This window comes from Terrimonas ferruginea DSM 30193, from assembly GCF_000425585.1.
Taxonomy (GTDB): domain Bacteria; phylum Bacteroidota; class Bacteroidia; order Chitinophagales; family Chitinophagaceae; genus Terrimonas; species Terrimonas ferruginea.
This window is the reverse complement of the sequence record NZ_AUDS01000021.1, coordinates 23,130-48,951: the sequence shown is the minus strand read 5'-3', so window position 1 is coordinate 48,951 and position 25,822 is coordinate 23,130. Positions and strand designations below refer to the sequence as shown.

Annotated in this window: 22 protein-coding genes; 12 read left to right on the top strand and 10 right to left on the bottom strand. The window is 49.0% G+C overall.

The window, feature by feature from the left end; all coding sequences use genetic code 11:
* Window positions 1-13: 13 nt before the first annotated feature.
* The 3 genes from H608_RS0108475 to H608_RS0108465 all read left to right on the top strand — a co-directional run bounded on the left by H608_RS0108475 (window position 14) and on the right by H608_RS0108465 (window position 2,387).
* Window positions 14-466, top strand: a complete 453-nt coding sequence (locus tag H608_RS0108475; RefSeq protein WP_028787303.1) for a DUF4268 domain-containing protein — start codon at window positions 14-16, stop codon at window positions 464-466.
* 579 nt (window positions 467-1,045) lie between these two features.
* Window positions 1,046-1,921, top strand: a complete 876-nt coding sequence (locus tag H608_RS0108470; RefSeq protein WP_028787302.1) for an AraC family transcriptional regulator — start codon at window positions 1,046-1,048, stop codon at window positions 1,919-1,921.
* Complete coding sequence (locus H608_RS0108465) at window positions 1,914-2,387, top strand: hypothetical protein (protein ID WP_028787301.1); 474 nt, start codon at window positions 1,914-1,916, stop codon at window positions 2,385-2,387. The genes H608_RS0108470 and H608_RS0108465 overlap by 8 nt, the downstream gene beginning before the upstream one ends.
* A 68-nt stretch (window positions 2,388-2,455) precedes the next feature.
* Here H608_RS0108465 and H608_RS0108460 read toward each other — a convergent pair whose 3' ends face one another.
* Window positions 2,456-3,991, bottom strand: coding sequence for a RagB/SusD family nutrient uptake outer membrane protein (locus H608_RS0108460; protein WP_028787300.1), 1,536 nt, complete (start codon window positions 3,989-3,991; stop codon window positions 2,456-2,458).
* A 21-nt stretch (window positions 3,992-4,012) separates the two neighbouring features.
* Window positions 4,013-7,141, bottom strand: coding sequence for a SusC/RagA family TonB-linked outer membrane protein (locus H608_RS21715; RefSeq protein ID WP_081658838.1), 3,129 nt, complete (start codon window positions 7,139-7,141; stop codon window positions 4,013-4,015).
* A 346-nt stretch (window positions 7,142-7,487) separates the two neighbouring features.
* Between H608_RS21715 and H608_RS0108450 the strand changes: the two genes are divergently transcribed.
* Both H608_RS0108450 and H608_RS0108445 read left to right on the top strand, forming a co-directional pair.
* On the top strand, window positions 7,488-8,669 hold the full coding sequence (locus tag H608_RS0108450) for an acetyl-CoA C-acyltransferase (protein ID WP_028787299.1): 1,182 nt from the start codon (window positions 7,488-7,490) through the stop codon (window positions 8,667-8,669).
* A gap of 90 nt (window positions 8,670-8,759) precedes the next feature.
* A complete protein-coding gene (locus tag H608_RS0108445) occupies window positions 8,760-9,362 on the top strand; it encodes a hypothetical protein (protein ID WP_028787298.1) in 603 nt (200 codons plus the stop codon).
* Here the strand turns inward: H608_RS0108445 and H608_RS0108440 are convergent.
* A complete protein-coding gene (locus tag H608_RS0108440) occupies window positions 9,359-10,336 on the bottom strand; it encodes a YpdA family putative bacillithiol disulfide reductase (protein WP_028787297.1) in 978 nt (325 codons plus the stop codon). The genes H608_RS0108445 and H608_RS0108440 overlap by 4 nt on opposite strands.
* A 95-nt stretch (window positions 10,337-10,431) precedes the next feature.
* On the opposite strand from H608_RS0108440, the gene H608_RS0108435 reads away from it, so the two are divergent.
* The 4 genes from H608_RS0108435 to H608_RS0108415 all read left to right on the top strand — a co-directional run bounded on the left by H608_RS0108435 (window position 10,432) and on the right by H608_RS0108415 (window position 15,090).
* Window positions 10,432-11,421 (top strand): pyruvate dehydrogenase complex E1 component subunit beta, encoded by a 990-nt coding sequence (locus tag H608_RS0108435; protein ID WP_028787296.1) that lies wholly within the window; start codon window positions 10,432-10,434, stop codon window positions 11,419-11,421.
* A gap of 311 nt (window positions 11,422-11,732) precedes the next feature.
* Window positions 11,733-12,893, top strand: coding sequence for a sigma-54-dependent transcriptional regulator (locus H608_RS0108425; RefSeq protein WP_028787295.1), 1,161 nt, complete (start codon window positions 11,733-11,735; stop codon window positions 12,891-12,893).
* A gap of 90 nt (window positions 12,894-12,983) precedes the next feature.
* Window positions 12,984-14,534 (top strand): signal peptidase I, encoded by a 1,551-nt coding sequence (lepB, locus tag H608_RS0108420; protein ID WP_028787294.1) that lies wholly within the window; start codon window positions 12,984-12,986, stop codon window positions 14,532-14,534.
* A gap of 58 nt (window positions 14,535-14,592) precedes the next feature.
* The gene (locus H608_RS0108415) at window positions 14,593-15,090 is read left to right on the top strand and encodes a cytidine deaminase (protein WP_028787293.1); all 498 of its coding nucleotides are present in this window, start codon (window positions 14,593-14,595) and stop codon (window positions 15,088-15,090) included.
* A gap of 126 nt (window positions 15,091-15,216) precedes the next feature.
* Here H608_RS0108415 and H608_RS0108410 read toward each other — a convergent pair whose 3' ends face one another.
* Complete coding sequence (locus tag H608_RS0108410; protein WP_028787292.1) at window positions 15,217-15,711, bottom strand: methylated-DNA--[protein]-cysteine S-methyltransferase; 495 nt, start codon at window positions 15,709-15,711, stop codon at window positions 15,217-15,219.
* Window positions 15,704-16,033, bottom strand: coding sequence for a tRNA-binding protein (locus H608_RS0108405; RefSeq protein ID WP_028787291.1), 330 nt, complete (start codon window positions 16,031-16,033; stop codon window positions 15,704-15,706). The genes H608_RS0108410 and H608_RS0108405 overlap by 8 nt, the downstream gene beginning before the upstream one ends.
* A 92-nt stretch (window positions 16,034-16,125) precedes the next feature.
* On the opposite strand from H608_RS0108405, the gene H608_RS0108400 reads away from it, so the two are divergent.
* The gene (locus H608_RS0108400) at window positions 16,126-17,544 is read left to right on the top strand and encodes a Gfo/Idh/MocA family protein (protein ID WP_038007914.1); all 1,419 of its coding nucleotides are present in this window, start codon (window positions 16,126-16,128) and stop codon (window positions 17,542-17,544) included.
* 158 nt (window positions 17,545-17,702) lie between these two features.
* On the opposite strand, the gene H608_RS0108395 is transcribed toward H608_RS0108400, so the two are convergent.
* The 4 genes from H608_RS0108395 to H608_RS21710 all read right to left on the bottom strand — a co-directional run bounded on the left by H608_RS0108395 (window position 17,703) and on the right by H608_RS21710 (window position 20,933).
* Window positions 17,703-18,173: a Dps family protein gene (locus H608_RS0108395; protein ID WP_028787289.1), complete on the bottom strand. Its 471-nt coding sequence runs from the start codon at window positions 18,171-18,173 to the stop codon at window positions 17,703-17,705.
* A 41-nt stretch (window positions 18,174-18,214) separates the two neighbouring features.
* Window positions 18,215-19,102: a transglutaminase family protein gene (locus H608_RS0108390; protein WP_028787288.1), complete on the bottom strand. Its 888-nt coding sequence runs from the start codon at window positions 19,100-19,102 to the stop codon at window positions 18,215-18,217.
* A gap of 79 nt (window positions 19,103-19,181) precedes the next feature.
* The gene (locus tag H608_RS0108385) at window positions 19,182-20,222 is read right to left on the bottom strand and encodes a patatin-like phospholipase family protein (protein WP_028787287.1); all 1,041 of its coding nucleotides are present in this window, start codon (window positions 20,220-20,222) and stop codon (window positions 19,182-19,184) included.
* Between the two features lie 189 nt (window positions 20,223-20,411).
* A complete protein-coding gene (locus H608_RS21710; protein ID WP_038007857.1) occupies window positions 20,412-20,933 on the bottom strand; it encodes a hypothetical protein in 522 nt (173 codons plus the stop codon).
* Window positions 20,934-21,194: 261 nt separating this feature from the next.
* Between H608_RS21710 and H608_RS0108375 the strand changes: the two genes are divergently transcribed.
* Together H608_RS0108375 and H608_RS0108370 are read left to right on the top strand one after the other, a co-directional pair.
* A complete protein-coding gene (locus H608_RS0108375) occupies window positions 21,195-22,058 on the top strand; it encodes a DUF4382 domain-containing protein (RefSeq protein WP_162142857.1) in 864 nt (287 codons plus the stop codon).
* Window positions 22,059-22,150: 92 nt separating this feature from the next.
* Window positions 22,151-23,053 carry a DUF6263 family protein gene (locus H608_RS0108370; RefSeq protein WP_028787285.1) on the top strand — a complete coding sequence of 301 codons (903 nt, stop codon included), beginning with the start codon at window positions 22,151-22,153 and terminating at the stop codon, window positions 23,051-23,053.
* A 109-nt stretch (window positions 23,054-23,162) separates the two neighbouring features.
* Here H608_RS0108370 and topA read toward each other — a convergent pair whose 3' ends face one another.
* Window positions 23,163-25,760, bottom strand: a complete 2,598-nt coding sequence (gene topA, locus H608_RS0108365) for a type I DNA topoisomerase (protein ID WP_028787284.1) — start codon at window positions 25,758-25,760, stop codon at window positions 23,163-23,165.
* Window positions 25,761-25,822 lie beyond the last annotated feature (62 nt).

The window sequence follows — 25,822 nt, the reverse complement described above, 5'->3', positions numbered from 1 at the left end:
CCTAACTTGCAGCATGTACTCACGTGAAGAAGCCGCACAGATCAAAAGGGACTTCTGGACGCGATTTGGCCAATACATGCGTCCCGTGCCCGGCGCATCCGGTGATACCATTAACTGGCTCAATTACAAAACCGGTATCCGCCACCTGTTTTTCCGGCTGGATGCCGGTCGTCAGCAGGCATCCATTGGCATAGAAATACGCCATCCCGATCCGGAATGGCAGGCGCTATATTTTGATCAGTTCAAAGCGCTGCAGAAAATTCTCGAATCACATACGGAAGAAAGCTGGGACTGGCAACTGCATCAATACGATGAGGACGGAAAACTGGTGAGTACGATCCGCACCATTTTGCCGGGTGTCAATATCTTCAAAACGGACGACTGGCCGCGTATCATTTCCTTTTTCAAACCTCGCATTATTGCGCTAGATGCTTTCTGGGATCTTGTGAGGGATGGGTTTGAGTAGGGGAATGGGGAATGGTGAATGGTGAATGGTGAATCGTGAATGGTGAATGGTGAATCGTGAATCGTGAATGGTCAATAAGTGAGTCGGCGAAAGGGTGGGATACCTGAGGCCGATACTTCCGCCTCTCGAAGGGCGGCCCGAAACTTCGGGCCCTGAGGCCGATACTTCGGCCTCTCGAAGGGAAAAGCCGCAGTATCACTGCGGCTCAATTGTAGCACATATAGCCCGTCATCAGGTGCAGGAAATCATCCTTCCATTTAATCCAATCGTTTACTACACCGGCAAGATAAGACGACAGATAACCGATAGCCGGATGTTAAATGCTTAAGTTTAATTCAAAATTCAAAATGGTGAATAAGTCAATCTTTGCGCCCTCATCTCTTTGCGGCTTTGCGTGAAAAAGACGCAGGTTCAAGCAAATAAACAAACACCGCGAAAACCTATAACCTGCTATCTAACCTTAAACCTTACTCCTTAGGCCTTACACCTTGATTCGGTAAAAAGTACCATATTTTCCCCGATCTTCCCCTCTGCGGCGAACGGTAATAATGTAATTTTGTACCATAATCACCAGCTCTTATGCCCCGCAAGAAAATTCCCGTTTACGACATTTGCACCCTGGCGCACGATCATCACCAGGACGACTTCTTCATCGAGCGGTTCGCTGATTATATCCGGCGGCATTACGACAACCTCCATCACGCGCACGGTCATTCTTTCTATCACCTCGTCTTTTTTTCCAAAGGAAGCGGCAAGCATTCCATCGATTTCGACCGGTTCGATGTAAAGGCCGGACAGATCTATTTTATGGCGCCGGGACAAGTCCACAGTTGGCATTTCAAAGGAGAAACCGATGGTTATATCATCAATTTTTCCGAAAACTTTTTCCGGACTTTTTTACTGAATCCCGATTATCTCGAGAAGTTCAGCTTTTTCGGGGGACACAGTGAAGAAAGCGTTTGCCAGTTGCCTATGTCTGTCAGGGAAATGGCTGTCAGACTTTTTCAGCAAATGCTGGAACAACACGCCACCGCTGACCGCGACCTGCTGCGGGTTTTATTGCTGCAGCTCTTCCTGCTCGTACGCGAACATTGTGCTAAGAAGCCGACGCATGGATTGCCGCGTCATAAACAAACCTTACTCGCCAATTTCAGAAGTCTCATTAATCAATATTATAAAACGATCCGGCTGCCGAAAGAATACGCCGATCTGTTATACGTTACACCCAATCACCTCAATGCGCTTTGCCAGGATATGCTCGGCAAAACGGCCGGTGAATTGATCCGCGACAGAGTATTGCTCGAGGCAAAACGCCTGCTCGTGAACGCTGACATGAGCGTAACAGAGATCGCTTACGAGTTGAATTTCCAGGATAATTCCTATTTCAACCGTTTCTTCCGGAAGTACACCGGTGTTACGCCGGATTCATTCAGAAAACAGTTTACACATGTCTGATAAAGAGTTGAGCGTAAATGCTCCCGATGTCCGTCCCAGCGCCTTGAATGCGCTGCGCTGCAAGTGTCCCCGCTGCCGCCGGGGTGATATGTTCGTTTCCAAAAATCCCTATCGCCTGCGGGAGACCTTGAAGATGCACGAGACCTGTCCCGTTTGCGGTCAGTATTTCGACCTTGAAGTGGGCTTTTATTACGGTTCCAGTTATGTGAGCTATGCGCTTTCCATTGCTTTAAGCGTAGCCTCGCTCATCGGTTGGTGGCTGATCGTCGGCCTGGGTTTATATGACAACCGGTTTGTTTACTGGCTTGGGTTTAATGCCGTTTTATTGCTGCTCATGCAGCCTTTATTGATGCGCCTCGGCCGTTCATTGTGGATTTTCTTTTTTGTGAGTTATGATCCCGATTGGCGTACCACTCCCGCTACCAAACCCGAGCGGCTGAACGACGATCAGAAAAATAACTGGTAGCAAAATGAAGGGGCCTACGGAGAACCGTTGCCCCTTACTATGCCATATGAAAGATAAAAAAAACTAAATCAGTATCCGGGATTTTGTACCAGTCTAGGATTGTTGTCCAGCTCTGCCTGCTGGAACGGCAGTACATAATTCTTCGTTTCAAATTTCAACGGCGTACCGGCCGGTTGCTGCAGTGTTGGCAGTTTAGTATGTGCAATATTCCAACGCTTCAGGTCAAAGTACCGTTGACCTTCCAAGGCCAGCTCTACCCGGCGTTCGTGGCGGATATATTCACGCAGTAATTCTTTGGTGTTATAACGCGTACGGTTGACGGCAGGCATAGCCACACCAGGTCTGGCACGTACTGCATCTATTGCATCATAAGCTGCAGCCACCGGTCCGGTTACTTCATTACGCGCTTCCGCATACATCAGCAGGATATCCGCATATCTCAGGTGAACATAATCCTGGTCCGTTGCATTGGCCGTGTTGGTCGTAAATGGCGCACGGGATAGATCCACATATTTTTCCATGATAAAACCAGTCTGCGATACATAACTGCCGCTCCATACCGTACCGGCAGGATTGGTCCATACTTCTCCCGGCAGTTTGAGTGTAAGGTTGAGCCGTGGATCACGATTGTTGTAAGGCGTGGCCGGATTGTACAAAGGTGATTCGCTGATCGGCAGGCCGTCTGTTGCTTCGTATTCATCTACCAGGTTGCGGTAAGGTTGAATGAGCGAGAACCAGCCGAGCTCGATGTCCATGCCCTGGTTGGCGCGCTGGATATTGTTGGGGGCCAGGTATTGGGTGGAAAAAAGTATCTCCGTATTCACCGCTGCATTCGACTGACCGGCTGTTTTGAAAATCGATGCATAGTTATTGGATAATCCAAAATTGCCGGAACTCATCACGGCTTCAAGCAAAGGAATGGCCGCGTCGAATTTTTGTTGCGTGATCAATACGCGTGCTTTCAATCCCTGCGCACTGCCTTTTACCGCATGCCCGTTGTATTTGATCTCTGGTAATTTTGAGATGGCAAAATCAAGATCGTCTTCTATCAGCCGGTACACGTCTTCTTTGCTGCTCTTGGCAATTTTAGCCGCTTCTGCATTAGCCGGCGTTGAAGTATAAACCACCACACCTCCAAAAATCTGCACCAGGTCGAAGTAGGCGAGGGCACGGATAAAACGTACTTCCGCTTTGTATAAGTCTTTCTGGGCATCGGTGATTGGTGCTTTGTCTACATTATCCAAAAAGAAATTACAGGAAGCAATCGCCCTGTACGGCGTTGAATACATGTTGTTCAATGCACCGCCGGTGGCGGCGGATAAGTTGCCGGTGCTCATCGTTTGCATATTGGCCTGGTTGGAATTATTATCCAGGAATGCATTGTCCGAAAGACCGTCAAGGTATACACGTTCGTAACCGAGAAAGTTTTGCTGAAGACGCGAGTACACACCGGCTAATGCGGTTTGGACATCGGTTTCAGAGTTCCAGAAAATTTCACTCGACACACTGTTCTCCGGATTACGGTCAAGAAATCCTTTGCTGCAGCCGGCAAGTAGCAGACTTGTAGAGGCAAAGATATATAGGGGAAAAAATAATCGTTTCATTGTAGAATGGTTTTGCAATGGTTAGAACTTGATGTTGATACCTGCGTTGAAAATTTTTACCTGCGGATATTGTGCGAAGTTGCCGGTGAGACCCGATCTCTCCGGATCGCCGCCTTCATACTTCGTAAAAGTGAGGAGGTTGTCGGCCGATACATACACCATCAGGTTGCTCGCGCGTATTCGTGAAATGACCGGCTTGCCGAATGTGTAGGACAACATGATATTTTTCAAACGCAGGTAAGAGGAATTCATCAGGTAATAGGTACTGCCTGAGTAGTTGGCCACACCCTGGTAACCTGAAATATACATAGCGGGCATCGTGTTGCTGCGGTTCTCCGGTGTCCATGCATTGCGCCACTTCGTTGTGGGCGCCGTTCCCTGCATGAACGGATCGATGCCCCAGTTATTCACGCGCGCTGCCGTGCCTTCCACGCCCTGGAAAAATCCGGTCAGTCCAAAGCCTGCATAGTCAACATTGAAGCCGAATGAATAAGTGATATTGGGATAGGCACCTTTCACCACTTTGCGGTCATTGGCATCTACCACACCATCACCATTGAGATCTTTCATTTTAAGGTCACCGGGTTTGGGATTGGGATTGAGTGCATGCACGGGAACTCTCGGGTTGCCGATGTCTTCCACCTGGAAAATACCGTCCCACACGTAGAGGTAATGCGCATCGTATTCATCGCCGGTACGGCGGATATTGGAACCAATACTTGGTGTACGGATGTACAACACTTTATTTTTTACCATTGAAATCAATCCGTTTACGCCGTAACCCACTTTGCCAATCGTGTGTTGGTGACGAAGCTCCAACTCCACACCCTGGTTGCGCAAACGTCCGTCGTTGGCAATCGGCGCACTCAGGCCCAGGCTGGAGGGAATCGGTTGGTTGGCGAGAATGTCGGAGGTTGTTTTGCGGAACCAGTCGAAGGTGATACCCAGCAGCCCGCGTTTGATCTCGAGATCAAAGCCAAGATCAAGCACGCGGGTGGATTCCCAGCGTACGCTTTGATCGACGAGTGTATTGAGCACGGCACCTTGTGTAAGAGAAGTGTTGCCGAAAGGATAGCCGATGTTGTCTGTTGTCAGAATACGTTGATATGCGTAAGTGCTGATGTCCTGGTTTCCTAACGTGCCATAGGAGCCGCGCAGTTTCAGGTCGCTGATCCAACTGAAACGGTCTCTGATAAAATCTTCCTGCGAAGCTCTCCAGCCAACAGAGAAGGAAGGAAAGACGCCCCAGCGGTAATCCGGCGATACTTTGGAGGTGCCGTCATAGCGCAGGTTGGCTTCCAACAAATATTTTCCTTTGAAATCATAATTGACACGGCCGAAAAAAGACTGCATCGCCCATTCCGCCGGATTGGTACCGATGCCTGCCAGACGCGGAGATGTATTGAACAAGGTTTGGTTGGTCGGAGAATAACCGCTCAGTTCCGTCAGGTTGGGGAATGCGCTGTTGGGTCGGTTGGCACGCAGCGTTTGATAACGGTAATACAATTGTTCATAACCCGCGAGCGCACCGATCTGGTGATCGCCGATACGTTTTTCATAACGCAGGGTGCTGTATACCGTTGGCTGGATGATCTTGCTGTACTGATCTGTTACACCCAGGATATCGGGCGGACCATTGTCGAAAAATTTATAGTCGCCATTCGTTTCCCTTTCCTGCAACAAATAGGTATTGACAGGACGCTGGTACATTTTATAATATTCATCGATATAGTTCACGGCTACTTTGGAAGACCAGGTAAGGCCTTTGAACAATTTGATATCCAGATAAGCCTGCCCGTTAAGGTTATACTCTTTGGTATTTTGATAACCCATGGCAAACACCGTGGCGGGGTTGCGGTTGCGGCCTTCATTTTGGTAGGCGCGCTGTGCAATGCGGCCACTGCCATCAGGAAGGTAAGGACCATATAATGGACCTGCTGCATAGATCAGCAACATCATGTTGTCGTTCAGAAACGGCGGATCCGTACGGTTTTTATAAGTTACGTTCACCGAGGTGCCGAATGTAATCGACTTGCTGAGTTGATTGCTGTAGTTTAATAAGGCATTGTAACGTTTGAAATTGTATACCGGCAACAAACCGTCCTGATCGAGATAACTCAGAGAGAAATTATACGTGCTTTTATCGCTGCCGCCGGAAACGGAAAGGTTGTGATTGGTAACGGTTGCGGGATTGACATAGTAATCTACATAATCGAAATTGGGATACAGGTTGCGGTCAGTGGAATTTTTATACGCATCGATGCGCGCCTGTGTATAAATCTCAGGCAAGCCCTGGCGGATCGCGGCTTTGCGGTACATTTCCATGTACTCCACCGAATTGGTAATGAAGTCGGGCAACGCCGTTGCGTTGTGTCGTGCGATGTTGAAACGATAGCTGATAACGGGTTGTCCTTTGCGGCCTTTTCTTGTGGTAACGAGTATCACCCCATTAGCTGCGCGTGCGCCATAGATGGAAGCGGAAGCCGCATCTTTTAATACGGTTACGTTTTCCACGTCATCGGGTGAGAGGTTGCCGAGCGAACCCACCACACCGTCGATAAGCACAAGCGGAGAACTCGCCGTTTGGAAAGAACCGCGGCCACGTATTAACAAGGAGGCTTCGTCACGGCCCGGTTGTCCTGAAGGTTGCACTACCTGCAAACCCGTTACTCTTCCCTGTAAAAGATTGGTAGTAGTAGGAGCGGGGCGCTGGCTGAGCGTAGCGCCGGATACGCTGCTGACGGAGCCGGTGAGGTTTACTTTTTTCTGTGTGGTATAACCGACCACTACCACATCGTCCATGATATTTTCAAGGGTCTTGAGCTGCACCTGCACATCGGCTGTGCTGGTCACGCTCACTTCTTTTGCTTCCATTCCCACATAAGAAAACGTGAGTATGGCGGGAAACTGATCTGCTGCAATGGAGAAACTTCCATCTTCCTTACTGAGTGTACTTTTTGTGGTGCCTTTGATCTGCACAGCTACACCGGAGAGCGGCTCGCCGCGATCATTGGTAATTTTTCCGTTGATAATTTTTTCCTGGAAATAGAACCGGTCATACGTGTAGTGATCGTCGGTAAAACCGGGAGAGGCCTGGGCAGGTACGTACATAAAAAGTCCATACCCAATGGCAAGCAGCATCCGCTTCATAATAGTTGAAGTTTATTGAATCGTTAGAATAAGTGCTTGCAGGTGGGAAGCACTGGTTTTGGTAAAACTGGGTTAAAACTAACGACAGGGCATAGCTGTTGTCAATGTTAAGTTTTACTGATGTGATGGAAGATTTTCCTGCGGAAAAATGTGTAAATGTGAAGATGTGAAAATGTGAAAATGAAAAAGCGATGAATGCAGGAATTAAAAACCCCATTTCCACATTTACATATTTCCACATTCCGAAAGTGCGGTAGCTGCAGGCTCCGTACTTTCGGACACATTTCCGTATTGTACTAACAAGTGTTATCTTAGCATCCTCAAATTTTAAAAATCCTTTCGCTATATGAAAGAAATTTATGTTGTTGCTGCTGTACGCACACCCATCGGAAGTTTTGGTGGTGCACTGAAATCTTTAACCGCTACACAATTGGGTGCTGCTGCTATCCGCGGTGCGGTAGAACGTGCAGGACTGAAACCCGAACAAGTGCAGGACGTATTGATGGGCTGTGTAATCCAGGCCAATCTTGGACAGGCACCTGCACGTCAGGCTGCGAAATTTGCCGGACTGCCCGATCAGGTGAATTGCACGACGGTCAATAAAGTTTGCGCCAGCGGTATGAAAGCCGTGTCACAGGCGGCGCAGAGCATTGCGCTCGGCGATGCCGACATTGTGGTAGCCGGTGGCATGGAGAGCATGAGCAACGTGCCATTTTATACGGAAAATCTCCGCTGGGGTAATAAATATGGTAATACACAATTGGTAGATGGTTTGGTGAAAGATGGCCTTACCGATGTATACGATGGCAAAGCAATGGGCAATGCCGCCGAACTATGCGCACGCGAATGTGGTATCACACGCGAGGAGCAGGATGCATTTGCCATCAGCAGCTACCAGCGCAGCCAGGGCGCCTGGGAAGCCGGCAAATTTGCCAGCGAAGTAATCTCCGTTGAAATTCCCCAACGCAAAGGCGATCCCGTAGTCGTAGAAAAAGACGAAGAACCCTGGAACGTAAAATTTGATAAAATACCTGCGCTGAGCCCCGCCTTTCAGAAAGACGGCAGCGTTACTGCCGCCAACGCATCAACCCTGAACGACGGCGCTGCTGCGCTGGTACTCGTTAGCAAGGAAAAAATGGAAGAACTCGGTTTGAAACCGATTGCCCGTATACGCGGTTATGCCGATGCCGAACAGGCACCCGAATGGTTTACCACCACGCCTTCGCTGGCGGTGCCCAAAGCGGTGGAAAAAGCAGGACTGCAAATGAGCGATATCGAATGCTGGGAACTCAACGAAGCATTTGCGGTGGTGGGTATTGAAAACAGCCGTCGCCTCAAACTCGACCCCGCACGTGTAAACATGCATGGTGGCGCAGTATCGATCGGTCATCCTCTCGGCGCAAGCGGCGCGCGCATCCTGGTTACCCTGATCAATGTAATGAAAGCAAACGGATTTAAATACGGTGCGGCCGGTATCTGTAACGGTGGTGGCGGTGCCAGTGCGCTGGTATTGGAAAATATCGACTAACGTTAATATATTATTAAAAGCGAAAACCCTTGCCCTTACAGGTGAGGGTTTTTTTAGTTAAGGTTGTCTACAGGGAAATCAACGCAAATTATGAAACGTATTTTACTCGTATTAACACTCAGTCTTTTTATTTCTGCAGCTTATTCACAAACGTTCCGGCACGGTATCGGTCTGAGCGTACAAGGCGGTTTCCTGGCGAAAAATGATGACGCCGGTGTTTTTTTCTCTGCGCTCAATTACACCCCGCGTTTTCATTTTATGGAAAAAGAAAATAGTTCCCTGTCGGTGGGGCTGCCAATCTCCGTTGGCTTCGGTAGTTATGCTTATTCCGATGATTTTGATGATTACGATTTCGAAGATGATATCAATTTTATGATCAATGCGCCGCTCATGATCGATTTCAACTGGGGCGCCGGTGCTACCCGCGACACCAAAAAACGATTCGGTTTATTTGCCGGTGCGGGTGCAGGCTTTCACTACGGTGATTTTGTAGAAGAATATTATGATCCGAACGACCTGTATTTGTATAAACGAACGCGCAGCGTTACAAGCTTTGGTGCGGCTGCCAACATCGGCATGCGCTTCGCGGTGGGCCGTCGTCAGAAAAATGTGGAAATACGGTTCTCCTACTACGAAGGACTGAACAGACCGCGTACCAACGTGCTCGGAGCAGGCGCACATTTCAACTTCTAAGCAAGCTGTTTAGTGATCGCCTGCATGATCTTTACGGCGTGTTCGCGCGAGTTTTCGATAAAAAGACGATGCGTGTTCATGCCCCCGCAGATCACGCCGGCGAGAAAGATGCCGGGCACGCTGGACTCCTGCGTGTCCGCATCCACTACAGGACACATTACCTCATCTTCCGACAAATTGATCATGATCTTGCGCAGAAAGGCCAGGTTGGGCTGATAACCGGTTGCCGCAATCACCCAGTCGTTCTCGAGTGTCACCACCCCGTTTTCTGTTTCAATCACTACTTCTTTTTCGCGCACTTCAAGCAGCTTTGCATTGTAATATGCCTTGATAGATCCTTCCTCGATGCGGTTGAGGATATCTGGCCGTACCCAGTATTTTACCCGTTTACCTATTTCCGGTTGGCGGATCACCATCGTTACTTCCGCGCCCTTGCGCCAGGTTTCCAATGCGGCATCCACCGCTGAGTTCTGCGCGCCCACTACCACTACTTTCTGAAAAGCATAGGGGTGGGGTTCTTTGTAGTAATGGGTAACCTTGGGCAGGTCTTCTCCGGGAATATTCAGTTTATAGGGAATATCGTAGAAGCCGGTTGCAATGATGACTTTAGCCGCCTTGTATTCTCCACGGGTGGTGGTTACCAGAAACCGGTTATTTTCTCCTTTGATAGCTGTTACTTCTTCGTAAAGCCTCACAGGGATGTCGAAACCCTGGGTCACCCTGCGGTAATATTCGAGTGCTTCGGCCCGGGTGGGCTTGGGATTATTGCTGACGAAGGGCACGCCGCCGATCTCCAGCCTTTCAGAGGTGGAGAAAAAAGTCATATTAACCGGGTAATGAAAGATTGAGTTGGTGAGTGCGCCTTTTTCGATCACCACATAACGGAGTCCTGCTTTCCGGGCTTCCAGCGCGCAGGCCAGTCCGATAGGGCCTCCGCCAACGATAACCAGATCAAATTGTTCGGTTCCTTGCATGTAGCAAAGATACCATTGGCCCGGGATGGATTTCATTTTAGGTTTTATCCCCTCTGTCGCTTAAATTTGCGGCACTTTAAACGTAAAGGATTAACATGGCAAGAACTATCGCATTCCGTGAGGCCCTGCGTGAGGCAATGTCCGAAGAGATGAGAAGGGACGAACGTGTTTTTTTAATGGGTGAAGAAGTAGCCGAATACAACGGAGCCTATAAAGTGAGCCAGGGTATGCTGGCCGAATTTGGTCCCAAACGCGTGATCGACACACCGATCGCCGAGCTGGGCTTTACCGCAGTGGGTGTAGGCGCCGCACAAAACGGCCTCCGCCCGGTTGTTGAGTTCATGACCTGGAACTTTGCCGTACTGGCATTGGACCAGATCCTCAATACCGCTTCAAAAATGCTCGCCATGAGCGGCGGACAGATTTCCTGCCCCATCGTATTCCGTGGTGGTAACGGCTCTGCCGGTCAGTTGGGTGCCCAGCACTCTACGGCTTTCGAAGCGCTTTATGCCAACATTCCCGGGATCAAAGTGGTTTCTCCCAGCAACCCGTATGACGCAAAAGGTCTGCTGAAACAAGCCATCCGCTACGAAGAAGATCCCGTTATGTTCATGGAAAGTGAACAGATGTACGGCGATAAAATGGAAGTTCCCGAAGAAGAATATTATATCGAACTCGGTAAAGCCGACGTGAAGAGAGCCGGTACCGATGTTACGATCGTTTCTTTCAATAAAATGATGAAAGTGGCCCTGGGTGCCGCTGCCGAGCTCGAAAAAGAAGGCGTAAGCGCTGAGGTGATCGACCTGCGCAGCATCCGCCCGCTCGACTGGCAGACCATCCTGGAGAGTGTGAAGAAGACCAACCGTCTCGTGATTGTAGAAGAACAATGGCCTTTCGCCTCTGTATCTTCCGAGATCGCCTACCGCATTCAGAAGGAAGGATTCGATTATCTCGATGCGCCGATCCGCCGGATCACCGCCGCCGACGCGCCGCTGCACTATGCACCTAACCTGGTAGCTGCCGCCCTGCCAAACGTAGAGCGCACCGTAAAAATCGTGAAAGAGGTAATGTACACGAAGAAGTAATTTTACTAATATAAGACTGGGAAACGCCACATTTATGTGGCGTTTTTTCATATAAATCGTAAAAATACTCTGGATAATTATTTTCAGATTGATGCAGCGTTTTGCCGCATAACATGCATCTTTGTTACGGTTTTTCATAGGATATTGGATTTTACAACGAGGCTGGATTTCTATCCGGCCTTTTTTTTGCCCTGATCTTCCGCTACTTCGCCAATAACCTGATTCTCTCCGTCAACGGTGCCCGGATTACCGTAAAAATCAATAAGTTTGACCCCTGATTGCCGATTTAAATGCAATTGACCTGATTTACTATGCCGCATATATTGATCATTGACGACGAAAAGGCCATCCGCAAGACACTGAGTGAAATTCTTTCTTTCGAAGGTTATACGATCGACGAAGCCGCCGACGGGGAAGAAGGACTGAAGAAGTTCCGTGAAAAGACCTACGACGTGGTGCTCTGCGATATCAAAATGCCGAAAATAGACGGTATCGAATTTTTACAGAAAGCCGGAGAGTCAAATCCCGATGTTCCCATTATCATGATCTCCGGACATGGCAACATTGAAACCGCCGTGGAAGCTGTGAAAAAAGGTGCCTACGATTATATTTCCAAACCACCGGATCTTAACCGCCTGCTGATCACCATCCGCAACGCGATGGACAAAAGCAACCTGGTTACTGAAACAAAGGTGCTCAAACGCAAAGTAAGCCGCGTACAGGAGATGATCGGCGAATCCGATCCCATCCTCAAGATCAAGGAAACGATCGAAAAGGTGGCGCCTACGGAGGCCCGTATCCTCATCACCGGTGAGAACGGGGTAGGTAAGGAACTCGTGGCCCGCTGGGTACACGAAAAAAGCAACCGTAACACAGGGCCACTCGTTGAAGTGAACTGTGCAGCCATTCCCACCGAACTGATCGAAAGCGAATTGTTCGGACACGAGAAAGGTTCGTTTACGTCTGCCATCAAACAACGCATCGGTAAGTTTGAACAGGCTACCGGCGGTACACTTTTCCTCGATGAGATCGGCGATATGAGCCTCAGTGCACAGGCAAAAGTGCTGCGTGCCCTGCAGGAAGGAAAAATCACCCGCGTAGGAGCCGATAAAGATATCAGCGTGGATGTGCGCGTAATCGCGGCTACCAACAAAGACCTGCTCAAAGAAGTAGAGGATAAAAACTTCCGTCTCGACTTATATCACCGCCTCAGCGTGATTCTTATTCACGTACCCTCTCTGAATGATCGCAGGCAGGATATTCCGCTGCTGGTGGACCAGTTCCTCGACGATATCTGCGCCGATTATGGCGTGGCAAAGAAAAGCATCGACGACAATGCCATGCAGTCGCTGCAGAATTACGACTGGACCGGTAACATCCGTGAACTGCGCAACGTGGTAGAGCGCCTCGTGATCCTTTCCGGTAAAGTCATTACCGCGGAAGATGTGAAAAGTTATGTATTGCCCCGTTGAGCCGGCAAATGATTTCACAAAATCTTTCAATGGCTGCGCAGGACGCGGTAAAGAGATAAACTACTTTTGAGCAACAAAAAATAAAGGCCCATGCCGCTTCAACACATCCTGGTTGTATACCTGATCAGTGTTTTATTGGTTTTTCTTCCTTCATTCGGTCTCGCAAAACTTTTTGCGAAAGCTGGTCGTGAATCCTGGAAAGCCTACGTTCCTTTTTACAATACTTGGGTTATGCAGGACATTGCGAAACGTCCGAAACACTGGGTGTTCTGGCAATTCATTCCTGTGGTAGGGTGGTTCATTACGCCGGGTATCTTCATAGAATTTGCCAAAGTATTTGCCCGCTACTCATTTGGTGAACATATCATGGCCTCTTTGTTTGCGCCGTTTTATTTTCCCTGGCTGGCCGGCAGAAAAGATCTGCGTTACGTTGGTCCCGATGTAGTGAAACATTATAAAAAGGCCGCATGGCGCGAATGGGTGGATGCGGCCATCTTCGCCATCGTAGCGGCTACGTTGATCCGCACATTTGTATTCGAAGCCTATACCATTCCTTCGAGCTCGATGGAAAAAACATTGCTGATAAACGATTTCCTGTTTGTAAGCAAACTGAGCTATGGACCACGTATCCCCAATACACCGCTGAGTGTGCCGTTCATGCACAACTACCTGCCGGGAAGCAGCGGCCGCAAATCTTATTCAACAGCGATTGAACTGCCTTATATCCGCTGGTTCGCCTCGCCGGTAAAAAGAAATGATGCGGTAGTATTTAATTTTCCCGAAGGGGATACTGTTATCAACAGACCCGAATTCCAGTCGGCTGTACCTTATTACCAGATGGTGCGCGCGCTCGGACGCCAAGCTATCCTGGGCAATCCCGATGAATATCCGCTGGCCATTCATCCGGTTGATAAAACGGATAACTATATAAAACGTTGCGTAGCGGTGGCCGGCGATTCACTGCAAATCATTGCCGGTGTTTTGTATGTAAACGGCGCACCTGCTTATGTGCCGCCGCACTCGTCCACGTTCTATCGTTTTACGGTGAAACAGGGGCAGATCATTTCTGAAGAAGATCTCCGCGAGGCAGGCATCCGTCTCAATATGGGCGATTCGGAAGGAGGAGCAAAAGACTTTTCTTCGATTGGCGGCAATATGTTCCGCGCCAATCTTTCCGTTGGTGAATTGGAAAAACTAAAAGGTATTGCAAGTGTTGATGTGGCGTCTATTCAGAAAGAGATTGAACCAACCGCTCCGGGAGCTATGTTCCCTTATGACCGTTCTATCAGTTGGTCGGTAGACAGCTTTGCTTATGACCATGCACTCTGGGTACCGAAAAAAGGTGCAAGCGTTGAACTCACTCCACGCAACATGTTATTTTATCGCCGTTGTATCGAGGTGTATGAAAACAACAAATTGCAGGAGTTTAATGGTAAAGTGTTCATCAACGATAAAGAAGCGACCAGTTATACATTCAAAATGGATTATTACTGGATGATGGGTGACAATCGTCACAAATCACAGGACAGCCGCTATTGGGGCTTTGTACCCGAAGATCATATCGTTGGTAAAGCGTGGATGATCTGGATGAGTTGGGACAAGGGACCACGGTGGAAACGGTTGTTTAACATTATAAAATAGTTTACCTTTAAATGCCCCTGTCGAACGAGGGGCATTTTTTATCGGTCAACAGAACCATATGACAGAAAAAACGATTCATTTTTCTTATAAAGAATATACCTCGGTCAGCGAACTGGAACCGGCAGATGCGGCATTGCTGCAGTCGGCCCGTGAAGTGACCAGACTTGCTTACGCTCCTTATTCTCATTTTCATGTAGGTGCTGCCGCCCGTCTCACCAGTGGCGCGATTGTAAAAGGAACCAACCAGGAAAACGCTTCTTATCCCGTGACCATTTGCGCTGAACGTATTTTGCTGGGCAATGCGGCCATGCAATATCCCGGTGAAGGCATCGATGCGCTGGCTATTTCCTACAACAGCGAAGGGGAGAATGATCATCCGATATCGCCTTGTGGCATGTGCCGCCAGGCATTGCTGGAATACGAAGGAAGAACCGATCATCCGATCCGGCTGATACTGTCAGGACAGGAGGGACGTATCTGGGTGATTCCGGCGGCAAGTTTGTTATTGCCTTTCGCGTTTACCCGCACCGAACTGGAAACTTCCACGGGTAAATAATCCTTCGAGCCCTTCGGGGGCCGAAGTATCGGCCCGATACTTCGGCCTCAGGGAGCGCATTTCATTCACTTATTCACCTATTGACTTATTGACTCCCGAGACTTCGGGATGACGATTCACGGCGTTTCAAAAAAGCGTCTGCACGCCGTGTGTCCATTTCAGTTCGAGTTCGAGCAACCATTTCTTGCGCCATAGTCCGCCGGCATAACCGGTAAGGCTGCCGTTGTGCCCGATCACCCGGTGACAGGGAACAATGATGGCGATACGATTGCGGCCATTCGCATTGGCTACGGCGCGTGTATTGTTCCGGTCTCCCGACTGCAGCGCCAGATCGAGATAACTGATCGTTTTGCCATAAGGGATCACGCAAAGCAGGTTCCATACCTGTTGCTGAAAGCCCGTGCCGGGCTGGTCGAGCGGAAGATCGAATACACGGCGTTCTCCCTGGAAATACTCGATGAGCTGCTGCACGCAATCTGTAAGCAGGGGGCTGTCGTTTGCTGGCGGAATGGCTTCGTCTTCTTTCATAAACTCCACCATCCGCACACAGGTATCCGTAACCGCAATTTTAAGCTTGCCAAGCGGCGACTGATAGGTGGTATGGTAAAGTTGTTCAGCCAATTTTTAAACCATTGGGAACGGGCTTGCCGGGACTTAATAACACCACATCATTGTTTGCATCATAAATACCAAGTACCAGGCATTCGCTGATGAAGTTGGCGATCTGCTTGGGCGGAAAATTTACTACGGCTATTACCTGTCTGCCCACTAATTCTTCCGGTGTATAATGAACGGTGATCTGCGCCGAAGATTTCTTTATGCCCAATTCTCCGAAATCCACCGACAATTGATAAGCCGGTTTTCTTGCTTTCGCAAAAACAGTGGCTTCGAGTATGGTACCAGTACGCATGTCTATCTTTTCAAAATCTTCCCAGGAAATCATTCTTTTTTTTACGAATCTAATAATTGTTTTATTGAGGACGATTTTATTTGCTGATGTCAGCGGTTGAATTTACCTTAAGCAAAAGTTTGCCGATGAAAAAATCTTCCAGGAGAACCTTTATACGTCAGGCCGCAGTAGCAGGCGCAGGTTTCGTAATTGTTCCGCGCCACGTATTGGGCCGCGGATATGTTGCGCCCAGTGATAAACTCAATATCGCCGGCATTGGTGCGGGTGGAAAGGGCGAAAGTGATCTCGCCGAATTTGCCAAAAGTCCAAATGTCAATATCGTTGCCATGTGCGATGTGGATGACAGGGCCGCCGCCAAAAGCCGCGAGCGTTTTCCCAAAGCAAATTATTATAAAGACTTCCGCAAGATGTTGCAGGCTGAGAAGAACAACATCGATGCGGTATCCATTTCCACACCGGATCATACCCACGCGGTAGCCACGATGGCCGCTATGGCCATGGGCAAACACGTGTATACGCAGAAACCACTCACGCACGATATCTATGAAGCACGCCAGCTCGCAGAAGCGGCACGCAAGTACAAAGTAGTGACGCAAATGGGCAACCAGGGCGGGTCGGGGGATGGCGTGCGAAAAGCTAAGGAAATGTATGATGCTGGCTTAATCGGCGAAGTAATAGAAGCGCATGCCTGGACCAATCGTCCGGTTTGGCCACAGGGGATTCCCACTCCAACCGGCAAACACGCCGTGCCGAAGGAACTCGACTGGGACCTGTGGCTCGGCCCCGCACCTTATATCGATTACAATCCGGCCTACGTACCGTTCAACTGGCGCGGCTGGTGGGCATTCGGTACCGGCGCCTTAGGCGATATGGCTTGTCATATCATGGATCCGATCTACCGCATCCTGCCGATCCTGTATCCGGATTCCGCTGAATGCAGCGTATCTAACGTATGGAAAGACATGTGGGCCGAAGGTAATTATGTTGACAGCGCACCTCCGTCTTCAATCATTCACCTCAACTATCCGCGGACGGATGGTAAAGGCAAGATCAAAGTATCCTGGTATGATGGCGGACTATTGCCGCAATTACCGGAAGAATTATTACCGGGTGAACCGTTTGGTAACTGGGACGGTGGCGTGTTGCTGGTCGGCAAAAAAGGTAAACTGCTGCTCGATTGCTACGGCGCCAATCCCAGACTGCTGCCTACACGTTTGATGAAGGAAACAAAAATGCCTGCGGAAAAAATCAAGCGCGTACCCGAAGGACATTATATCCAATGGGTGAATGCCTGTATCGCGGGATATGGAAAAGGTGTAACAAGTTCTCCCTTCGAATATGCAGGACCCTTTACCGAAAGCATCCTGATGGGCAACCTCGCCATCCGTAGCTGGATGATGCTGAATCCCAAACGCAAAGGCTGGGAGGATAAATATGTGGGCCGCAAGAAACTCCTGTGGGACGCCAAAAACATGAAGGTGACCAACTTCGATGAAGCGAATGAGTTTGTGAAGAGAAGTTACAGGGAAGGGTGGAGTCTGTAAATGTGAAAATGTGTAAGTGTGGAAATGTGAAAATGGAATACAAGAATTCTTTTGAATTGAAAAAGGGAACGAGCGAAAGGTCGTTCCCTTTTTTTATTTAGGAATGTATCCTTGCGAAGCAAGGCACATTTACACATTTCCACATTGTTATTTGCGCTTTAGCGCAAATAACTCCTAAGCATCCACGCCATTTTCTCATGAGTCTTCAGCAGACCGGTGATGAAATCGGCGGAGCCTACGTCTTTATAATCTTCGTCGAATTCTTTGATCAGTTTGCGGAGACGGATGATGATGGTTTCGTGATCGGACTCGAGGTTGGCGATCTGCTCACTTTGTTTGGTGGGTGCTTCCGGTTCGTCGAGTGATGCAAGTTTGATGAGTTCTTTCAGCCGGCCTTCGGCAAAATGTCCGATCGTACGGATCCTTTCGGCAATCTCGTCGATCACTTCGGCCAGCAACGTGTACTGCTGCTCGTAGAGTTTGTGAAACTCCATGAAGCTCGGACCTTCGATGCTCCAGTGATAGTTACGCGTTTTGTTGTAAAGGATATGTTCGTCTGCCAATAATTTGTTGAGCTCGGTAGCTACGGCCTGCCGGTTCTTTTCGGTGATGCCAATATTCACTTTCATGATAAAAAGGATTGGTGAGTAGTAAAGTTACTAATACCTTTTTAATCCAAAAGTGATGCCAGCCGGAGCAATTCTTCCTGCTTGTAGCGGTCCTGTTCGCCTGAAAAGCACTTACTGAACTCCTTCAGCAGGGTTTTGATCACTTCTTTGTTGGAGCGCGGTTCGAAGTAAACGGGCAGCGGATCAATGGATAACCGCCGGAAATAGGTTTCCACGTCGTGATGGGTAAATACCTGCCCCGACGAGGGATCAATGAAAAACTCGATAAACTGCCGCGGATTGGAGGCTTCTTCCGGTGATGAAGGTTGAAACGTGTTGCTGCGGCCCTGCCGGAAATAAGCGACTACAAATTGTTGCGGGATATTGACATGTTGAACGGGTATGTCCAGCAACTCACAGATGAGTAAGTATAAGATGCCATTGGCAAGCTGGTTGCCGCGTTTGCTTTCGATCGTTTTGTGCAGCAGGAATTCTTTGGGCTCGGCATAATTGATGTCCACACCTTTCAGGCCGTAATAGTGATACAGGATGTTCCTGACCACATTCACCTGCTCCAGCGGCGTAAGGTAGTTGTTGAGTTCCAGCCACACATTTCTGCGGATCTTTTCGATCTCCATCAAAACCGGCGCCGTGGCCAGGTCGGGGTACATGAATTTGGATACGAGTAATGAACCCACCAGCAGGTCGTGGTGACCGGCGTCGTTCCATTGACGGATATCCTCGGTAAGATCGGTGTAATGAAGGCGGTGGATCAGCAACTCGATGCGTTCCTGCGTAGGCTCGTCGGGGGTGCTTTCCCACAAATGTTCGAGATGGGGAATAATGGGTTTGCCATAATCGACGATGCGGCGCGAGATCACATCAAAAACCTCTTCATCAGGGTCGTCGATCAGGTGGAAAAGGGCTGATATTTCCTTGTTATCTTCCATGCAGATACGTCACAAGTTCCTGATAGTGCCCGACATGTAATCGTTAAACTTTTCCACAGATGTGCTTTCCGTTGCAGAATCAGGCCCAGCTTATCTCTCCGGGCGGCAGCGAAGCGATGAAATTGCCTGCTGCCTTTTCTCCTGCGGCCACCATGCCGGTCATTTCAGCCGGATCAAATACCAGGCCACCGGGGCCGCCGCCCAACGGGTTGTCAGGACGGATGGTGAACATACGGATCGGTATTTTTTCTTCGTACGGACTCTCGCGTCCGCGGATATGGAAGTAATTGGCGATGTCTTCAGCACTTACACCCTGCCGTTTCATCTTGCGTTGCACGGCATCGATATAAGTAAGCGCTTCATTGTACTGTTGTGGAATGATCAGGTCGTTTTTCCCCACATCATCGGTAAAGATGGCAATGGTTTGTTGTAAAATGGAAAACAGGTCTTTGAACGGAGTGGTAACCGGATCGTCCTTGCCCGACGAGAGCAGTATGGTAAATATCTCCGTTGCGCCCGCATCGATGGCCATTTCTATACCTGCATACTGACGCACGCCGCCATCCACATATTGATACATTTCATTTCCGGCACCAGGCACGCCTTTGTTGACCATCACCGGCGGCATGAACACCGGCTGGCTGGCCGACGCCATCACCGCTTTTTGTAAATGCAGGGGACTGCGTAAACGGCTGTGCACATAATGCCGGGGAGCAGGAGAGATGTCGCGGTTGGCAAATACTTCCAGTTGCCCGGTTTGCAGGCAAACGGTCGTGAATGCGAGATAAGCCGGATGATCGAGTAGTTGTTGTGCTTTGTTTTCCGGCAGGTATCTGGTGAGCAATTCCCACAAGGGATTACTACCGAAAATAGAATGGCTGGTCAGGCGGTCGCCAAGATTGTAAGTGGTGAGAATTTTGTCGGTGGTTTGTGTCGTGTATAGTTCTTCCACCAATGGAAGTTCATCAAGCGCTACAAACGGCGTGACCAGCGATCCCGTGCTGGTGCCGACCAGGATATCGAATTCAAGTCCCGGCCAGGTGGCGAGTAATTTTTTTACCACGCCTACGGCAAAAGCGCCTTTCGAACCGCCGCCGCTGATCACAAGTGCTCTTTTCATAATTCAAAATTCAAAAGGGGGTCAATCGTGAATCGTCAATCGTGAATCGTCAATCGTCAATCGTGAATCGTGAATTGATTTATTACCTATTCCTAACCCTTATACCTTACACCTAATACCTATAACTTAAAACCTACAACGGCTGTTTATTCACGATTTACGATTGACGATTCACGTCGTTCCATTCTCTTATTCATTAAACGGTTCCTTCTCCACTTTCTTCTTACTGATCCTCACCGCCAGCGTCTGCTGCAGCCACCAATTACCGCGGCTGTAATCGCGGTGCGCTGACAGCCCAAGTACCAATAAATTGCCAAGGTCAAGGTTGAAACTCCCGCCGGCAAACGCCTGTCCACGCGTGCCCCACCAATGATCGGCAGCCAGGTGAATATTACCGGCACTGCCAAAGAAAGACGCATGTAATGTTTTTATCTTCCACGCTATCGACGGACCCGCCAGCGCCTGCACTTTATGATCTGCATAAAACACACCCGCCGAAACACCCGCACGTAAACGATGTGGTATTACCGTTACCTGCGGCACCAGCTGCAAACCTCCGGCATAACGATCGGGTGAGGAATTCATTTTCGTCAAAAGACCATTGTGCAGTCGCGTATGTAAAATAAATCCCGGAGGAAATTCCGGGTCAGGAAGTTGCGCCAGCACATTATTGATGATGAGTGACAGGCAGATAAGGAATGGCATTTTCATGGAAGTCAATTTTCTCTATAAAAATACCGTATTCAGTTGAGTGAATGGCAGGATAAACTTATCCACCGGAATTCGTTGAGGAATAGTTTTTGTTGATGAAGCCCGGACAAAGTAATGCACATTATACACTTTTAAGACGGGCTTTTACGTTAGACCAAAAATGCTGTTCTCCTTTTCTGCACCTGATCCTTCTTCTGCCGCGTAATGAGCAGCCATTCCTGGCTGAATGATTTATTTTTTTACCACAAAACCATGCAACGTATGAAACACCTCCGTCTTGGCGCGCTGTGCTCGGCCGTCTTGCTATTTGTGCTGTCGATTCCCTTTGCCTGTCAGAAGGAAAAAGACAGTAGTAAGGTACCTGAAGGACAGCAACGGGTACGCATTTTTCTTTCCGATAATCCTGTAAACTTTGATAAGGTAAATGTGGATATCCGGCAGGTAATTGTGCAGGTGATCCCCGACAGTTGCCGTGGCCGCGACAACAACGGCAATGATTGTTATGATGATGATGAATACCGTTGCTCCGTGTGGGATACGCTGGATATCAGGCCCGGTGTTTACAACCTGCTCGATCTGTCGAACGGTACCGATACTTTACTGGCAAACGGATTTACCATCGCGGGCCGCATCAACAAGATCAAACTGGTACTGGGCACTCAGAACAGTGTTGTAGTGGATAGTGTATCGTATCCGCTGACCTTATGGAATAATAACAATACGGTAACGATCCAGGTGCGCGGACAAGACATTGACGAAGTAACGTCCGACGAATTGCAGTTGTGGCTCGATTTCGACGCAGGTGCTTCAATCGTGAAAGTGAGCAACAACCGGTTTGTGCTGAAACCTAAACTCAAATTATTTGTGCCTGCGCGCACCGCCGGCCTCAAAGGAAAAGTGTGGCCCGACGACGCACGCGCCGTAGTGTCGGCGGTGGCCAACGGTGATACGCTGATCGCTATTCCCGAACGGCACGACGGCCGTTTCAAAATAAGAGGTTTGCGCGGCAGCAGTGCTTTGGTACTGATCAACGCCACACGTAACGGGTACCGGGATACCAGTTTCACGGTGAATCTCCAGGCAGGAAGGGATACCGACGTCGGTACGATCAGGTTACGGAATTAAGTTGGTCCTGTGGAAAACAACTCGCCCCTTGCTTTTTGCGGGGGCTTTTTATTTATCTTCATCATCCAACAAACAATACCTAATCAATTGTCATGACAAGTAAATCAACCAACAAATCCCTGTGGACCGGCAGCGTATTACTGCTGCTCGTCTTATTTTCTTTTTCTGCCTGTAAGGACAAAAAAAGCAATGCCGGAAGCGGTGAAGGCATCACGCTGGCTATGCAACTCAAGGAAGGCGACAAGTTTACCCTTGATGTGGATACTAAAATGAATATCGATATGGCCATTATGGGCCAGGAAATGACAACAACCATGAACATTGGCGGCCTTTCCGAATTTGATGTGATAAAAAATGACGGCACCACAAAAGAAGTAGCGCTCACCTACAAAAATTTCAAGATGGATGCCGGTATGAAAATGGGTGACCAGGAGTCGCCGATACCCGACAACGGCATCGGGGAACGCATGCAGAATAAAAGAGTAGTGCTGACGATGAATGAAAAAAATGAAATAACGGCCGTATCAGGCACTGATTCATTGATGGATGCCATGTCCACCGATGCGCAGAGCCGCGCACAACTGGAGCAGATGCTTTCCGAACAACAACTGAACAGCATGTTTGGCCAGAGCTTCCAGTTTTATCCCGACAAACCCGTTAAACCAGGCGACAAATGGAACAAGGATATTAAAGTCAACACCGGGTCAATGGATGTAAAAATGAAGACAGAATACGAATTGGTGGAAGTAAAGGGCGATATAGCCGTGATACGTTCTGTCGGCAAGATTGACAGCAAAGGCAAGATGAATCAGAACGGCATCGAGATGGAAGTGGATATGAAAGGAACCGCATCAGGTACGATGAATGTAGGAGTAAAAGATGGTTATATCCGTGACGGCAGACAAACAATGGATCTCACGGCCAATGCCGAGGCAATGGGACAAAAGATTCCCATGACAATGAAAATGGAAAATATTGTGAAGGGCAGCAGGTAATAAGTGAATCGTCATCCCGAAGCCTCGGGAGTGAATCGTCAATTGTGAATGAATAGAAGAAGAACGGTCCCTGATGGAGGGACCGTTCTTCTTGTTATAAGGAAATGTGTTACTTCTTTTTCCTGGGTGCTGCTTTTTTGGCTGCGGTTTTTTTCTTGGGTGCCGCTTTTTTGGTGCCGGACTTTTTCGCTGCAGCTTTTTTAGCAGGAGCGTTGAAAGCGCCGGGCACTTCTGCTTCAATCATTTTCTTCACTTCCTCCAACGTCAGCAACGAGGCTTCTTCCGGCGTGTACTTACTGTCGTCAGCTTTGCGCGCCATCTTGATCATCTTTTTGCCAAAGCGGATGAACGGACCCCAACGGCCATTCTCGATGGCAATTTTATCATCTGCCCAACGCTGGATATAACGGTTCTCTTCCTTCTTCACTTTTGCATCGATGAGTTCGTTGATATCACCCTGCGAAAGATTATTAAAGTCATAACGGCGCGGCACGTTGATGAACATGCCATCCCATTTGATAAACGGACCGAAACGCCCGGTTCCTTTGGTTACGGGTTTACCGTCGTACATCGCAATCGGTGCGTCGGCTACTTTTTTCTCTTCGATCAATTGGATCGCTTTGTTGAGATCAACGGTAGCCAGGTCCGTGCCGCGGGGAATGGAAATAAATTCATCACCCCATTTCACATAAGGACCAAAACGTCCCACGCCAACGGAAATATCTTTTCCTTCAAATTCTCCGAACGTGCCCTGTATTTTGAAGAGCTCCATGGCTTCTTCATAGGTGATGGTCTCGATGCTTTGTCCGGTCTGTATTTTGGCGAAGCGAGGCTTTTCTTCATCATCGGCACTACCAATCTGCACCATGGGGCCATAACGGCCCATACGCGCCACAACAGGCTTGCCGCTTTCCGGATCGATGCCCAGTTCTCGTTCGCCTTTGATCCGCTCGGCGGTTTCGATGGTCTTGTCTACATCTTCTTTAAAAGGACTGTAGAAGTCATCGATCATTTTATTCCATTTCAGCTTGCCTTCGGCTACTTCGTCAAATTCACCTTCGATACGTGCCGTGAAGCCGTAGTCCATGATGTCTTCGAAGTATTGCTTGAGAAAGTCAGTCACTACCAGCCCGAGGTCGGAAGGAAAGAGTTTGCTTTTCTCCGCGCCCGTTGTTTCCTGGTGCATTTCCTTGCTGATCTTGTCGTTCTTGAGCACCAGCACGCGGTATTCGCGCAGTACACCTTCTTTATCTCTTTTTTCTACATAACCTCTTTTGAGGATGGTAGAAATAGTAGGAGCGTAAGTAGAAGGGCGTCCGATGCCAAGTTCTTCGAGTTTCTTCACCAATGAAGCTTCGGTATAACGCGGAAGTGGACGGGAGAATTTTTCCGTAGCCTTCATTTCGCGGAGCGGAAGATCCTGTCCTTTCACCAATGGCGGCAGCATGCCTTCCTGTGTTTCTTCTTCCTCGTCATCGTCTTTGTCTTCGCGGTATACTTTCAGGAAGCCGTCGAATTTCAGCACTTCACCGGAGGCGGTGAGCTCTTCGCGGTTGGTGGAGATGTCTATTTTGGCAACGGTCTTTTCGAGTTCTGCGTCGGCCATCTGGCTGGCCATGGTGCGTTTCCAGATCAGTTCATACAAACGGCGCCATTCCGGCTCTTCCACGGTCGTATTGTTCATGTACGTGGGGCGGATGGCTTCGTGCGCTTCCTGTGCACTCTGGTTTTTGTTTTTGTATTTTCTGAACTGGTGATAACGTTCTCCGTAAAGGCCTTTAACGGTATTGGTGATATCCCCAAGGGCCGTATCGCTCAGGTTTACGCTGTCGGTACGCATGTACGTGATATGACCATTTTCATACAGGCGTTGTGCGATCTGCATGGTACGCGCCACGCCGTATCCCAGTTTACGTGCAGCTTCCTGCTGCAGGGTAGAAGTGGTAAATGGAGGAGCAGGTGTACGTTTGCCGGGTTTAACCTGTATATCTTTTACGGTATAATCGGCACCGGCACACTCATTCAGGAATGCTTCAGCGTCTTTTGCCTGTTCAAATTTGCGGCCTTCCGCTTTAAACGTGATCGGCTTTTGGTCTTTATCCGGTGCGGTAAAGAAGGCGTCGATGCGAAAGCTGCTTTGCGTGAGGAACGCGTTGATCTCCCGTTCACGTTCGGCAATCAGTCTTACGGCCACACTCTGCACGCGTCCGGCGCTGAGGTTGTTACGCATGCTCATTTTGCGCCAGAGCACGGGGCTGAGTTCAAAACCCACAATCCGGTCCAGCACGCGGCGGGCCTGCTGTGCATTCACGAGGTTCATGTTGAGTTTCCGTGGTTGCTCAACTGCTTTCTGAATCGCGGGTTTGGTGATTTCGTGGAAAACAATGCGTTTGGTAACAGCGGGGTCGAGGCCCAGCACTTCACACAAATGCCAGCTGATGGCCTCACCTTCACGGTCCTCATCCGTTGCCAGCCATACTTCTTCAGATTTATTGGCCAGGGTTTTTAACTCTCTGACCACCTTTTCTTTATCGTCTGAAATAATATAACGCGGTTCGTAGTTGTTTTCGAGGTCGATACCCATGCCGGCCTTCTCCAGGTCGCGGATATGCCCGAAGCAGCTTTTCACCTGGAAGTCTTTTCCAAGAATTTTCTCTATGGTTTTCGCCTTTGCAGGGCTTTCTACTATTAACAGGTTTTTCGCCATAATCGCTCCGTAATTAATTGATCCTGCCGCCGGGCGGCGGGTGCAAGTTAAAGCAAGAATAA

Bases quoted from the DNA above. Each gene is read 5' to 3' on its own strand.
- topA (WP_028787284.1), bottom strand. From the start codon at position 25,760: ATGGCGAAAAACCTGTTAATAGTAGAAAGCCCTGCAAAGGCGAAAACC.
- H608_RS0108450 (WP_028787299.1), top strand. From the start codon at position 7,488: ATGAAAGAAATTTATGTTGTTGCTGCTGTACGCACACCCATCGGAAGT.
- H608_RS0108425 (WP_028787295.1), top strand. From the start codon at position 11,733: ATGCCGCATATATTGATCATTGACGACGAAAAGGCCATCCGCAAGACA.
- H608_RS0108390 (WP_028787288.1), bottom strand. From the start codon at position 19,102: ATGGAAGATAACAAGGAAATATCAGCCCTTTTCCACCTGATCGACGAC.
- H608_RS0108470 (WP_028787302.1), top strand. From the start codon at position 1,046: ATGCCCCGCAAGAAAATTCCCGTTTACGACATTTGCACCCTGGCGCAC.
- H608_RS0108400 (WP_038007914.1), top strand. From the start codon at position 16,126: ATGAAAAAATCTTCCAGGAGAACCTTTATACGTCAGGCCGCAGTAGCA.
- H608_RS0108465 (WP_028787301.1), top strand. From the start codon at position 1,914: ATGTCTGATAAAGAGTTGAGCGTAAATGCTCCCGATGTCCGTCCCAGC.
- H608_RS0108475 (WP_028787303.1), top strand. From the start codon at position 14: ATGTACTCACGTGAAGAAGCCGCACAGATCAAAAGGGACTTCTGGACG.
- H608_RS0108435 (WP_028787296.1), top strand. From the start codon at position 10,432: ATGGCAAGAACTATCGCATTCCGTGAGGCCCTGCGTGAGGCAATGTCC.
- H608_RS21710 (WP_038007857.1), bottom strand. From the start codon at position 20,933: ATGAAAATGCCATTCCTTATCTGCCTGTCACTCATCATCAATAATGTG.
- H608_RS0108440 (WP_028787297.1), bottom strand. From the start codon at position 10,336: ATGCAAGGAACCGAACAATTTGATCTGGTTATCGTTGGCGGAGGCCCT.
- H608_RS0108405 (WP_028787291.1), bottom strand. From the start codon at position 16,033: ATGATTTCCTGGGAAGATTTTGAAAAGATAGACATGCGTACTGGTACC.
- H608_RS0108415 (WP_028787293.1), top strand. From the start codon at position 14,593: ATGACAGAAAAAACGATTCATTTTTCTTATAAAGAATATACCTCGGTC.
- H608_RS0108445 (WP_028787298.1), top strand. From the start codon at position 8,760: ATGAAACGTATTTTACTCGTATTAACACTCAGTCTTTTTATTTCTGCA.
- H608_RS0108385 (WP_028787287.1), bottom strand. From the start codon at position 20,222: ATGAAAAGAGCACTTGTGATCAGCGGCGGCGGTTCGAAAGGCGCTTTT.
- lepB (WP_028787294.1), top strand. From the start codon at position 12,984: ATGCCGCTTCAACACATCCTGGTTGTATACCTGATCAGTGTTTTATTG.
- H608_RS0108370 (WP_028787285.1), top strand. From the start codon at position 22,151: ATGACAAGTAAATCAACCAACAAATCCCTGTGGACCGGCAGCGTATTA.
- H608_RS21715 (WP_081658838.1), bottom strand. From the start codon at position 7,141: ATGAAGCGGATGCTGCTTGCCATTGGGTATGGACTTTTTATGTACGTA.
- H608_RS0108395 (WP_028787289.1), bottom strand. From the start codon at position 18,173: ATGAAAGTGAATATTGGCATCACCGAAAAGAACCGGCAGGCCGTAGCT.
- H608_RS0108375 (WP_162142857.1), top strand. From the start codon at position 21,195: ATGAAACACCTCCGTCTTGGCGCGCTGTGCTCGGCCGTCTTGCTATTT.
- H608_RS0108460 (WP_028787300.1), bottom strand. From the start codon at position 3,991: ATGAAACGATTATTTTTTCCCCTATATATCTTTGCCTCTACAAGTCTG.